Consider the following 12,684-nt stretch of genomic DNA (forward strand, 5'->3'; position numbering starts at 1 on the left):
TGAATATGTAAAAACTGTTTTACTCAGGCTAAAGACCATGTGAAATCGAACCGTTTAAAGAGGGAGAAAGGCAGAAATGAAATCCTGGAGACGAACATTAGCGATAGGCTTTATCATAGCGATAACTTCGCAGCTGTATTGGAACGTATTTGTCAACAATTTCCGTGTGTCAGCGTCGGTTATCCTGCTTCCGGTGCTGATTATGACAGTCGGAAGCCAGATTCACACGATGACGATCTGTACGGTGACGTCGATCATTGTTTTTTTGTTCCGAATTGTGATATATTATCTGCAGGGAATGCCATCCGAGATGCTGGTACAGCTTGCGATGCCCGGAGCATTCTTTTATATCGTGTACGGCATGATGTTCAAGCTGCAGATCCGGAATAAACATATCGCGAATCTGGAAAATGTGATTGCGGCGGCATTTTTCTGTGACTTATGCTCGAATATATTCGAAAACTTCCTGGCGGCGCTTCTTAAAAACAATGCGATGCCGGGACCGGATATAATTCAAAAGCTTTTTATGATCGCTGCAGTCCGCACACTTTTTGTGGCACTGGCACTGATCGGAGAACAGCAGTACCGGCTTCTTCTTACGAAAGCGGATCATGAGAGCCGTTATCAGCGGTTATTTCTTATGACAACGGGACTCAAGACTGAGATTTACCTGATGCATAAGAACACCGAGGAGATCGAGCGCGTCATGAGCAATGCATACAAGCTCTATGAGCAGATTCTGGAAAAGGATCTTCCACGGGAAATGCAGCAGATGGGACTTGAGATAGCGCGGGATGTCCATGAGATCAAGAAAGATTACATCCGCATCATTCAGGGCATTGAGGAGGCGATCGAGGAAGAGTCGAACGAGGAAACGATGAGCCTGCAGGATCTTCTTCGGATTCTGGAATCATCCACCTACCGGACCATGGCGGAGAAAAAGCTGGATATCCGTCTGATGTTTGACTGCCGGGACAATTTTATGACGCAGGAACACTACCAGCTTATGACGATTCTCAAAAATTTGGTAGGAAATGCGGTGGAAGCGATCGAATCGACGAAAAAAAGTGGGATGATCTGGATTCGGGAGTACAAAAAAGATGGTAATTATGTGTTTGAAGTAGCGGACGACGGACCGGGAATTTCAGAAAAACATCTCCCACGGATTTTCAATATGGGATATTCAACGAAGTTTGATGAAAAAACCGGCAATATATATAGAGGCGTCGGGCTCTGCGGTGTGAAAAACGCGGTAGAGGAGCAGTTTGAAGGTAGTATTTCAGTGGATTCGGAAGAGGGAAGAGGAACGAAATTCCATATTGAGATACCGATAGCGAAATTGGAGGAAATAGAGTAAATGGAGATTTATATTGTTGAAGATGATATGTCAGTGATCAGCGTCCTGCAGGATATTATTGAAGATAATGATCTGGGAATTGTCTGCGGTACTTCAGAGGGACAGCCGGCGGATGTGGATGATATCCTGGCAAAGAATCCGGATATGGTTCTGATTGATTTCCTGATGCCGGAAAAGGACGGTGTTCAGGTCATGCGCGAACTGCGGGAAAGAGGCTGCAAGGCAAAATGCATCATGATTTCCCAGGTGGCGGCAAAAGAATTGATCGGCAAGGCATACGATGCGGGCATTGAGTTCTTCATCAGCAAGCCAATCAATATCATTGAGGTAAAATCGGTCATCCGTAATGTGGATGAGCAGATCAAGAATGAGAAAACACTGACGAATATTAAGAAAATGTTCATGGCAGAGATCGCGGATATGCCGAAGGAGAAGAAAAAAGATGACGGTTACGGCAGAAAGGTGCTTTACATTTTAAACCGTCTCGGCATGTCCGGCGAGAAGGGCGGCGACGATATCCTTCGGATCTGCGAGTATCTGCACAACAACGGACGCCCGATCTCCCAGGTCAGCATCGGTCAGCTCTGCGAGCTTTTGAGCGATGCGCCGAAGAACATGGAGCAGCGTGTCCGCCGTGCGATCGCGGTCGGCATGTCGAACCTGGCACATTTGGGTATTGAGGATTTCATGAATGAAACCTTTACTGCATACTCCAGCACCCTGTTCCCATTCGAGGAAATCCGGGCAGAGATGGATCACATCCGCGGTAAACGCCGTTACGGCGGCAAAGTCAGCATCAAAAAGTTCATCGACAGCCTGATGCTGGCGGTAGATCGTGAGGTATAACGGGTAGATTTACAAAACTTTCCAATTTATTTATCATAAGTTAAAAAAATGTTATAAAAATTTTATGTTTTTATGATGGATCTTGTAGTTTTTTGTCGGGGCTACAGTATTATACACCTGCGAGCAAGAAAAAAAAATAGGTTGGAGGTAGTTGTATGAAGACAATCGAGCTTGATATGTATCAGGCAACCGCAGTTGCGGCACTTGTACTGTTACTGGGACGTGTTCTGGTAGCTAAAATTTCTATTCTTCGTCGGTATTGTATTCCGGCACCTGTAGTTGGTGGTTTCCTTTATGCAATTGTTCATACCATCGTAAGAGGCATGGGCATTCTGGAAATTTCCTGCGACATGACACTTAAAAACGTATTCATGGTAGCTTTCTTCTGTAGCGTAGGTTTCACAGCATCCTTCCGTATGCTGAAGAAGGGCGGCGTTCAGACAGTTGTATTCCTGGCTCTGTCAGCTGTTATGGTAATTCTTCAGAACGTTCTGGGGGCTGGTCTGGCAAGCGTATTTGGTCTGGATCCTCGTCTGGGTCTGGCAACCGGTTCCATCCCGATGGTAGGTGGTCACGGTACTGCTGGTTCCTTCGGACCGTTACTTGAGGAATTAGGCGTAGCAAATGCGAGCGTTGTAGCTATCGCTTCCGCTACTTATGGTCTGGTTGCAGGCTGCGTAATCGGTGGTCCTATCGCAACTGCTAAGATCCGTAAGTACAAACTGTCCGCAGTTGCTGAGGCAGCTACTAAGACTGAGACTGTAGAGACAGATGAGACTGGTGCAATCGATTCCGCTAGAATCCTTGACGGTCTTCTGTACTTAATCGTTGCTATCGGTGCTGGTACTATCGTATCCATGTTCCTTGGCAAGTTTATGACATTCCCGTTCTACATCGGCGCAATGTTAGTTGGTGCTATCATCCGTAACATCATGGATGTTCAGAACAAAGAGATCCCGATGGAAGAGATCAGTACACTGGGCGGTGCTTCCCTTTCCGTATTCCTGGGTCTGGCTATGATCGATATGAAGCTGTGGCAGTTAGCTGAGCTGGCTGTACCGATGGTAGTTATGCTTCTTGCACAGACAGTACTTATGTTCTTCTATGCAAACTTCGTTGTATTCAACGTACTTGGCAAATCCTACGATGCTGCTGTTATGACCAGTGGTTTCTGTGGATTCGGTATGGGTGCTACCCCGAACGCTATGGCAAACATGCAGGCAATCACCGGCGTATATGGTCCGGCTCCGACTGCATTCATGGTAGTTCCGCTGGTAGGTTCCTTATTCATCGACTTTGTAAACGCAACTATCCTGACAGGATTCATCAGCTTCCTGGGCTAATAGATGCGAATTTCAAGAGGTCTGCTTTTGGGCAGGCCTCTTTTTTTGCGTAATAGGAAATTTCTTGGAATTTTCTATCACACAAAAAGGAACGAATGTGCCAATGATACGTACTCGCGCGAAGATGCAGGTTGTCGCAAGCGGCCGCGCGAGACGCCCGAATGTGCCAGGACACATTCGTTGTCCATCCCCGAGTTATAATCAAGAACAATATAACTCCATAAGCAAATGATAATAACATCTATAAGACTATTTTTATTTGATTTTGCCGAAGAGATGATATATAATACATTACAGAAACAGAAAAGTTCACAAAAACGATTTGGAACCAGAGGGAAAATTGTACAAGATAGATGAATATATCATCGAGTATTAGTGGTAACCATAGTTGAGTGAGCTATTCAAACTTATATACATATCAGGAGGTATTATCTAATGAGCAAGTATGTTGACAGAGTTCTTGCAGAACTCAAAGAGAAAAACGCACATGAGCCGGAATTCCTTCAGACTGCAGAGGAAGTATTATCTACTCTGGGTCCGGTTGTAGATGCACATCCGGAGTACGAGAAGGTAGCTCTTCTTGAGAGAATGGTTGAGCCGGAGAGAACAATCGAGTTCCGTGTTCCGTGGGTTGATGACAACGGTGCTGTTCATGTAAACCGTGGCTATCGTGTACAGTTCAACGGCGCTATTGGACCGTACAAAGGAGGCTTACGTTTCGCTCCTTCTGTAAACCTGTCTATCATGAAGTTCTTAGGCTTCGAGCAGACATTCAAAAACAGCTTAACAACTCTGCCGATGGGCGGCGCTAAAGGTGGTTCTGACTTCGATCCGAACGGCAGAAGCGACAACGAGATCATGAGATTCTGCCAGTCCTTCATGACTGAGTTATATCGTCACATCGGACCGGACGTAGATATCCCGGCTGGTGACCTTGGTGTAGGCGGACGTGAGATTGGTTATCTGTATGGTCAGTACAGAAAACTTCGCGGTGCATTCGAGAACGGTACTATCACAGGTAAGGGAATGTCCTTCGGTGGTTCTCTGGTTCGTCCGGAAGCAACTGGTTACGGCGCTGTTTACTATGTAGAAGCTGTTATGAAACATGAGAACGATACAATCGAAGGCAAGAGCGTTGTTGTATCTGGTTTCGGTAACGTTGCTTGGGGTATCTGCAAGAAACTGGCTGAGCTGGGTGCTAAGGCTGTTACCCTGTCTGGTCCGGATGGATACATCTACGATCCAGATGGTGTTGTAACTGAAGAGAAGATCAACTACATGCTGGAGATGAGAGCTTCTGGACGTAACAAAGTTCAGGATTACGCAGACAAGTTCGGCGTACAGTTCTTCCCAGGTGAGAAACCGTTCGGCGTTAAGGCTGACATCATTATGCCGGCTGCTACTCAGAACGATGTTCGTATGGAAGAGGCTAAGAAGATCGCTGCTAACGGCATCAAGTACTACATCGAGGTAGCTAACATGCCAACTACCAACGAAGCTCTGAGATTCTTAATGGATCAGAAGAACATGGTAGTAGCTCCGTCCAAGGCTGTTAACGCAGGTGGCGTTCTTGTATCTGGTCTTGAGATGAGCCAGAACAGCGAGAGATACAGCTGGACAGCAGAGGAAGTTGATTCCAAACTTCATCAGATTATGACTGGTATCCATGATGGTTCCGCAGCAGCAGCTGAGAAATACGGCTTAGGCTACAACCTGGTAGCTGGTGCTAACATCGTTGGTTTCCAGAAAGTTGCTGACGCTATGATGGCTCAGGGTATCTGCTGGTAGTCAGTAGTTCCCCATACCATATGGAGTGAATGTATAAGTAATATAATTGCATAACGCAGTTACATAAAAGAACTGCTGATTCGGACAACCTGGTGACAGGAAGTCCGGATCAGCGGTCTTTTTTGCGTAATAGGAAATTCCTTGGAATTCCCTATTACGCAAAAAGGCACTAACGTGCCAAGGAATAATTCTTCCCTCCCACACATAAAATAGTAATGGTAATTTTTGACAGTCTATCTAAGACGTAAATGTTCAAGCAGGGAGGAGAATGAGAGAATGAGAAGAACAAAAAAGACGAAAAAAATGAGAATGCAGGGACACATGGCAGTAGCAATTTCCATGGCGATGGCGGCAGGGCTGGCGCTGACGGGATGCGGCAGTACCGGAACGACAGGAGTATCGGCAGAGACATCTGCGGGAGGTAAAAATGAAGCCGGGAGGAATACTGCCGGTAACACAGCAGGCGGACAGGAAGAAAGTCAGAGTGGGGCTGGCGCTGCGCAGGTGACAGACACGAAAAAGGGCGGAAAGGATGGCGGAACCAGCCTCATTTTCACGACGGGAGGCGATCAGGGTACATATTATGGATTTGGCGGCGTGCTTGCAGGAAAGATAGGGGAATCGACCAGCACTTCGGTGACGGCGATCACATCGGGCGGTTCACAGGCAAATATCGAGGCGCTGGATGCACATGACGCGGATTTGGGATTTGTGCAGTCGGATGTCATGGCATATGCCTACAATGGTACGAATCTCTTTGAAGAATATGGAAAAGTTGCTGATTTCTCGACCGTGGCGGCGCTCTATATGGAGCAGGTGCAGATTGTTACGCTGGATCCGTCGATTCAGTCGGTAGCCGATCTGGAAGGCAAAAATGTTTCGGTCGGCGCGGCGGGGTCAGGCGTCTATTATAATGCGGTGGATGTGCTGGGAGCATATGGATTGGATATCGAAAAAGATATAAATCCGACGTATCAATCCTTTGGGGACAGCGCAGAGGCGTTGCAGGATGGCAAGATTGATGCGGCATTTGTCGTAGCGGGTGCACCGACGACCGCAATCACCTCCCTGGCAGCGACGAAGGATGTGTATCTCGTCAGCCTGGACGATGAGCATATGGATCAGCTGATTAAAGAATCGCCATATTACAGCAAAAACACGATCCCAGCGTCCGCGTATGGAACGGATGAGGATATCAGGACGGTGGCTGTCGGTGCGGTAGTAGTGGCGCGCGATGACGTTCCGGCAGAGGATATCTATAACTTCTGCTATGGCGTCTTTGAAAATATGGATTCCATCAAGGCGGCGCATGCGAAGGGAGCGGAGCTGAACCTTGAATTTGCCACTTCGGTCACAGCGGTTCCGTATCATCCGGGAGCAGCGGATTATTTCGCAGAGAAAGGGATGGAGGTGCCGGTGAAATAAGGGGGAAACCCAGAAATGAAGTATGAAAGGGGGTTATACGAATGGGTGAATGGAAGGAAAAGAAAAACAGGGCACCAGATCTAAAATACCTGGAACGTGAAAGCCTGAAAAAGGGCGATTCGGACACAGGGACAGCTGCGGATGTTGAGTTAGTCATGAAAAAATATGACCGCGAGTCCAACACGCGCGTCTGGCAGGGGAAACCAGCATCGATCATCCGGTGGCTGTCGGTATTATTTTCCGTTTACAGCATTTATGTGACGCTTTTCAGTACCGCCTTGCCGGAAATCCGGTTGTCGATGTTTCTGGGAATGATTCTGATTCTCGGGTATCTGCATTATCCGATTCAGAAGGGAGACGGACGCATCAACCATATGCCGTGGTACGACTGGGTTCTGATGGCAGTGGGGGCGGTTCCATTTTTCTATTTTGCGGCGAACGCGCATGCGATCATTAAGCTGGCGACGCGGGTCACGAAGAATCCGGTTATGGTGCTGATGGCGATTCTGGCGGTGCTCTCGCTGATGGAACTTTGCAGGCGTTGTGTGGGAATCCCGATTCTCTGTGTGGTCGGTGCACTGCTTGTATATACATTTGCGACGGTGCGTTTTGGAAAGGTTATTTATGATTTATTTTACACGACGAGCGGCGTTATGAATACGCCGATCAATGTCTGTGCAAAATATATTGTGGTCTTTATCATTTTCGGGGCGTTTCTGGAACGGACGGGGATCTCGAATTTTTTTATCGACCTGGCGAACTGTCTCTGCGGTTCCTCGGCGGGCGGTCCGGCGAAGGTGGCGGTTATCTCCTCGGCGCTCTGCGGGATGGTATCGGGATCTTCGGTTGGAAATACTGTCACAACGGGTTCGGTCACGATCCCGATGATGAAAAAATGTGGTTACCGCCCGGAATTTGCCGGAGCAGTGGAGGCGGCTGCTTCGACCGGCGGGCAGATCATGCCGCCAATCATGGGCGCGGCAGCATTCCTGATGGCAGAATATATGGGCGTGCCGTATGCGACGGTGGCGCTGAAAGCGATTCTTCCGGCAGTGCTGTATTTTGCGGGTATTTATATCGCAGTGCATCTGGAGGCACAGAAACTGGGACTTCGTGGAATTCCGCGGGAGGAACTGCCGCAGATGCGGGTGCTGATGAAACAGATCTATCTGCTGGCACCGTTGATTGTGCTGGTGGTGCTGGTATCGACAAATACATTTACGATGCAGTTTTCTGCGTCGGTAGCGATCTTTGCCGCGATTGCGGTCGGTGCTCTGAACCGGAATAACCGGATCACGCTGAAAAAGATTGTGGATGCGCTGGAGGCAGGCGGACGCGGCACGATCACGGTGGCGGTTGCCTGTGCGATGGCGGGGCTGGTGGCTGGATGTATCACATCGACCGGTCTGGCATCGAAGCTGATCACGGCAATTGTGGCAGTTTCCCAGGGAAAACCGCTGATCGCGCTGTTCCTGACGATGTTATGCTGTATCGTGCTTGGCATGGGCGTTCCGACGACGGCAAATTACTGTATTATGGCGGCGACCTGTGCGCCGATTCTGATTGCACCGGAGATCGGGATCAATCTGGTCTGCGCGCATTTCTTTGTTTTCTATTTCGGAATCGTGGCGGATATCACACCGCCGGTGGCATTGGCAGCTTATGCGGGTTCCGCGATCGCGAAAGCGCCTCCGATGAAAACGGCGCTCAATGCGACGCGGCTGGCGGTTGCCGCTTTTATCGTGCCGTATATTCTGGCATTTAACCCGGCGATGGTATTCATCGACACGAATGCACTGCAGGTTGTGCAGATCTGCATCACCTCGCTGCTCGGTATCTTCGGGATTGCGGCGGCGCTTAACGGTTTTCTGTTTGGATGGCTATCCGTTGTAGAGCGGCTGGTTTTGATCGTGGGCGGTCTGTGCATGATGGATCCGGGCGCATGGACGGATCTTCTGGGACTTGTGTTGGTTGGCGGTGTGACATTCTGGCAGAAGAACCATGGATTGGAGAAAGATGCGGAGACGGGTGTTGGATGAATGAATTTGCATTGCAGTTTACATAACGTGTAAACTGTGATGTGAAGTGTGTGTAAACGTAGACCGCACAGGCGCAGGCATGTGCGGTCTTTTGTGGCATAGGAAACTTCGGGCGGTTTCAGCAAGGTATGTTTTTTGTTTCCGGTGGGATGTTTGCAAACCAGAGGCTGTGAATCGGGCGGTAGCGAATCGATTTTAAGATAATTTTCACAAATTCACTCTGGAAATATCGGGTGGAATATGGTTAAATAGTCAATAGAGTTTTGCCACCCAAAAGAGTGTAGAAGGAACGGAAAGGAGAAATACCAGGATGGATGAGAATAAAGAGTTGGTAGAGACAATGGAGGACTATGCCGAGGAGCTGGAGGCGTCTTTCAAGCGTCTGCATGAGGGCGATATTGTGACTGGCACGGTTGTTGCAGTGACGGACGACCAGGTGCTGGTGGATTTGAAATATTTTGCTCAGGGCGTGATTGACCGTGAGAATCTGAGCAATGATCCGGATTTTAATATGAAAGAAGAGATTCAGCCGGGCGACCTGCTCACGGCAACGGTAATTCAGACCGACGACGGCGAGGGCAATGTCGTTTTATCCCGCAAGGAGGCGAATGACAGGATGACGTGGGAACATTTCCGTCAGCTGCTCGATGAGCGCACACCGCTTGAGGTTACTATTTCCGAGGTCGTAAACGGCGGTGCGGTTGCGATGGTGGAAGGCGTGCGCGGCTTTATACCGGCGTCGAGACTGGATGCAGCGTATGTCGAGGATCTGGACAGCTGGAATGGAAAGAAGATTCCGGTGCTGGTGATTGAGGCGGATGAGGAGAAGAAACGTCTCGTCCTGTCCGGCAGAGAGTTGGCGAGAGAAAAACAGGATGCGGAGAAGAAGAGCCGGATTGCGCGTTGTGAGACCGGCGCGATCATGGAAGGAACGGTCGAGACAATCAAGCCATACGGCGCGTTTGTTCTGCTGGAAAATGGCTTAAGCGGACTGGTACACGTTTCCCAGATGAGTAAAAAGCGCGTGGAGAATCCGGGTGCAGTCGTAAAGGTGGGACAGAAAGTGACGGTGAAAATCCTGTCTACCGCAAATGGCAAACTAAGCCTTAGCATGAAAGAGGTAGAGCCGGACGAAGCGCCGGAAGAGGAAGTATTTAATTATCATGAGTCAGGCGAGGCGACAACCGGGTTTGCTGAGCTGTTAAAGGGCTTTAAATTTGACTAAATAGCAGTAAAGGAGAGGGAAAATTGAATATCCCTGAGACGTATAATCAGCTTGACCAGTGGACGACAGTCATGTTTCTGTACAATTCTGCCCTGAAAGCGATTAACACGAAAATTGAAATTCTAAATAACGAGTTTATTCATTTATATAATTACAATCCGATTGAGCACATCAAATCGCGCCTGAAAACACCGGAGAGTATCGTCAAGAAGCTTAAACGCGGTGGACATGAGGTGACGATCCCGAACATGATTGAGCATCTGAGCGATATTGCGGGCATCCGTATTATCTGCTCGTTCAGCCCGGATATTTACCGGATCGCGGAGATGATCGCGCGTCAGTCGGATGTGACAGTGCTGGTGGTGAAGGATTATATCAAGAATCCGAAGCCGAACGGCTACAAGAGTTACCATATGGTTGTGACGATCCCGATTTATCTAAGCGATGGTCCGGTGGATACGAAGGTGGAGATCCAGATACGGACGATAGCGATGGATTTCTGGGCAAGTCTGGAACACAAGATTTATTATAAATTTGAAGGAAATGCGCCGGATTATCTGGAGCAGGAACTGAAAGCCTGCGCGGATATGGCGGATATGCTGGATAATAAGATGTTTTCCCTGAATCAGGCGATCACGAAGATTGCGGAGGAACAGGCGAAGGAGAAGGAAGCTGCGAAAGTGGCGGAGGAAATGAAGAAAGCAGAGCGGGAGGATGTGCCCGCGGGGAACGAGCAGGAGCCGAAAGACGGGAAACGGAGCGGGGAATCTGCGTCCGGGAACCGGAAAGAAGCCGGAGAGTAAGAGACGAAGAAAATGAAGATACGCAGGCGGATGGGTGAGACAAAGCAGATTGTTCAGGTAAATGGGGGGAATATTCTGCTGTTTGAGCTGGCTTTCCGTTTGCTCACGCTGCCGCTTCTTTTGCAGGCAGTGGCGGCGCTGTTCCGGCTGTCGGTGCGCGCGTCTGGCTACAGTTATGTGACGGTCAGCAATCTGGTTTCCTACCTGCTGCGGCCGGTTACGATCGCGATTCTGGTTTTGATGGCAGCGATCCTACTGGTGGGAGTTTCCATCGAGGCGGCGGGACTTCTGGCGGCATATCAGGCGGCGGCACTCTCGCGGAAAATGAGCGCTTTTTCGATGTTTGCGGCAGGCATCCGTCTGACGGTATCAGAGATCCGAAAGCGGAATCTGCGGTTGTTTCTGGTGCTGGCGGTTCACGGCCTGGTGCTTCATTCATTTTTGATTTACCGGATGTTATGCCATGTGAAGGCGGTCAAATTTATCCTTCCGGCGCTTCTGGCGGAGAACTGGGGGCGGCTTTTACTGGTTGGCGTGATTGTTGGCGCGGTTGTGATTTCACTTCCGACGATTTTTATCTGTTTTGGCTGTATGCTGGAGCAGCGGTCGTTTCGGGGCGGATTTCTGCGAAGCAGGGAGTTGCTGCGCGGTAATCGGGTACAGGTAGTTGGGACGCTTGTTTTGTGCAATCTGGCAGTTACGGCGGTGACGGTGGTGCTCTATCTGATTGCGGTTGTGATTGTGGCGGTGTTTGCTGTCTGGTTTGCGGACCGACGTCTGGAATTGATTCTGGTTTTAGAGGCGCGCGACCGGATCGAGATGGTTCTGATGCCGCTCATGAGCATCGCGCTGATGTCGGTCAATTATGGCGCATTGACGGTGTTATATGTGCAGCTGGACCGGAAACGTCAGAACAAAGAACGCTGGAAGTTTGAAGCTGGCGAACATGCGGGTCTTCCGTGGTTGAGCCGCCGCAACCGGATGGCGGCGCTGGCACTTCTGACGGCATTGAGCGCCGGAGCGATGTACGACGCTTTTTACCGGGGCAATGTGCTGGCGGCGGATCAGCTGAGGGAAGTGCAGCTCACAGCGCATCGGGGCGCATCGACGAGCGCACCGGAGAACACGATGCCTGCGATGGAGGCAGCGGTCGATCAGATGGCGGATTTTGCAGAGCTGGATGTGCAGGAGACGCGGGATGGTGTGCTGGTATTGTTCCATGACAGCACTCTGGAGCGGATCGACGGGACGCGGCGGACGATCCGGTCGCTTTCCTGGGACGAGCTGCAGCAGGTAGATGCCGGTGGCTGGTATTCGGAGCAGTACAGCGGGACGCGGATTCCGAAGCTGGAGGACGTTATCGAATATGTCAGGGGACGGATGATGCTGAACATCGAGATCAAATATGCCGGCACGTCGAGCGATCTGCCGGAAAAGGTCGTGGACTGTATCCGGGAGAATGATTTCGTGGAACAGTGCGTCGTGACATCGACGAGTCTTTCTTATTTAAAGCGGGTAAAGGCGGTGGATCCGGATATTTATACGGGCTATATCCTGTCGGCAGCATATGGAAGCTATTACGAGGATGATGCGATCGATTTTATCAGCCTGATCTCCAGTTCAGCGAACCGGAAGCTGGTCGAGCGCGTCCATGCCTGTGGTAAGGAGGTTCATGTCTGGACGGTCAATAAAAAGAGTGAACTGGAGCGAATGAAGATGATCGGCGTTGATAACATCATCACTGACCGGCCGATTCTGGCGCGGGAGGTCATTCTGGGCGAGGAAAATGCGGAGAATCTGCTGGCGCGGCTGAGGGCGCTGCTGCGGTAAAGAAAGATTACAGGAAAAATAAAAATCA

The 12,684-nt window shown here is 49.7% G+C and carries 9 protein-coding genes; all 9 read left to right on the forward strand.

Going from position 1 to position 12,684, the window contains the following annotated elements; translation table 11 throughout:
- The first annotated feature begins 76 nt into the window (after positions 1 to 76).
- Positions 77 to 1,357, forward strand: a complete 1,281-nt coding sequence (locus tag DWX76_RS09335; RefSeq protein ID WP_107000642.1) for a sensor histidine kinase — start codon at positions 77 to 79, stop codon at positions 1,355 to 1,357.
- Positions 1,358 to 2,203: a DNA-binding domain-containing protein gene (locus DWX76_RS09340; RefSeq protein ID WP_022359963.1), complete on the forward strand. Its 846-nt coding sequence runs from the start codon at positions 1,358 to 1,360 to the stop codon at positions 2,201 to 2,203.
- Between the two features lie 155 nt (positions 2,204 to 2,358).
- A complete protein-coding gene (gene gltS, locus DWX76_RS09345; protein ID WP_118469477.1) occupies positions 2,359 to 3,546 on the forward strand; it encodes a sodium/glutamate symporter in 1,188 nt (395 codons plus the stop codon).
- A gap of 435 nt (positions 3,547 to 3,981) precedes the next feature.
- Positions 3,982 to 5,334 (forward strand): NADP-specific glutamate dehydrogenase, encoded by a 1,353-nt coding sequence (gene gdhA / locus DWX76_RS09350; RefSeq protein WP_117796258.1) that lies wholly within the window; start codon positions 3,982 to 3,984, stop codon positions 5,332 to 5,334.
- Positions 5,335 to 5,610: 276 nt separating this feature from the next.
- Positions 5,611 to 6,759, forward strand: a complete 1,149-nt coding sequence (locus DWX76_RS09355; RefSeq protein WP_243022519.1) for a TAXI family TRAP transporter solute-binding subunit — start codon at positions 5,611 to 5,613, stop codon at positions 6,757 to 6,759.
- Between the two features lie 41 nt (positions 6,760 to 6,800).
- Entirely contained in the window at positions 6,801 to 8,798 is a 1,998-nt protein-coding gene (locus DWX76_RS09360) for a TRAP transporter permease (RefSeq protein ID WP_182426688.1), read from the forward strand.
- 310 nt (positions 8,799 to 9,108) lie between these two features.
- Entirely contained in the window at positions 9,109 to 10,023 is a 915-nt protein-coding gene (locus tag DWX76_RS09365) for a S1 RNA-binding domain-containing protein (protein WP_107000639.1), read from the forward strand.
- A 71-nt stretch (positions 10,024 to 10,094) separates the two neighbouring features.
- Positions 10,095 to 10,826 (forward strand): GTP pyrophosphokinase family protein, encoded by a 732-nt coding sequence (locus DWX76_RS09370; RefSeq protein ID WP_333489802.1) that lies wholly within the window; start codon positions 10,095 to 10,097, stop codon positions 10,824 to 10,826.
- A 12-nt stretch (positions 10,827 to 10,838) separates the two neighbouring features.
- Positions 10,839 to 12,656 (forward strand): glycerophosphodiester phosphodiesterase family protein, encoded by a 1,818-nt coding sequence (locus tag DWX76_RS09375; protein ID WP_118570541.1) that lies wholly within the window; start codon positions 10,839 to 10,841, stop codon positions 12,654 to 12,656.
- The last annotated feature ends 28 nt before the right edge of the window (positions 12,657 to 12,684 follow it).

The organism is Clostridium sp. AF21-20LB, from assembly GCF_003478795.1.
Taxonomy (GTDB): domain Bacteria; phylum Bacillota; class Clostridia; order Lachnospirales; family Lachnospiraceae; genus Otoolea; species Otoolea fessa.

Excerpts from the sequence above, each read along its gene's own strand:
- DWX76_RS09375 (WP_118570541.1), top strand. The coding sequence starts at position 10,839 with ATGAAGATACGCAGGCGGATGGGTGAGACAAAGCAGATTGTTCAGGTA.
- DWX76_RS09365 (WP_107000639.1), top strand. The coding sequence starts at position 9,109 with ATGGATGAGAATAAAGAGTTGGTAGAGACAATGGAGGACTATGCCGAG.
- gdhA (WP_117796258.1), top strand. The coding sequence starts at position 3,982 with ATGAGCAAGTATGTTGACAGAGTTCTTGCAGAACTCAAAGAGAAAAAC.
- DWX76_RS09335 (WP_107000642.1), top strand. The coding sequence starts at position 77 with ATGAAATCCTGGAGACGAACATTAGCGATAGGCTTTATCATAGCGATA.
- DWX76_RS09360 (WP_182426688.1), top strand. The coding sequence starts at position 6,801 with ATGGGTGAATGGAAGGAAAAGAAAAACAGGGCACCAGATCTAAAATAC.
- DWX76_RS09355 (WP_243022519.1), top strand. The coding sequence starts at position 5,611 with ATGAGAAGAACAAAAAAGACGAAAAAAATGAGAATGCAGGGACACATG.
- gltS (WP_118469477.1), top strand. The coding sequence starts at position 2,359 with ATGAAGACAATCGAGCTTGATATGTATCAGGCAACCGCAGTTGCGGCA.
- DWX76_RS09370 (WP_333489802.1), top strand. The coding sequence starts at position 10,095 with ATGTTTCTGTACAATTCTGCCCTGAAAGCGATTAACACGAAAATTGAA.
- DWX76_RS09340 (WP_022359963.1), top strand. The coding sequence starts at position 1,358 with ATGGAGATTTATATTGTTGAAGATGATATGTCAGTGATCAGCGTCCTG.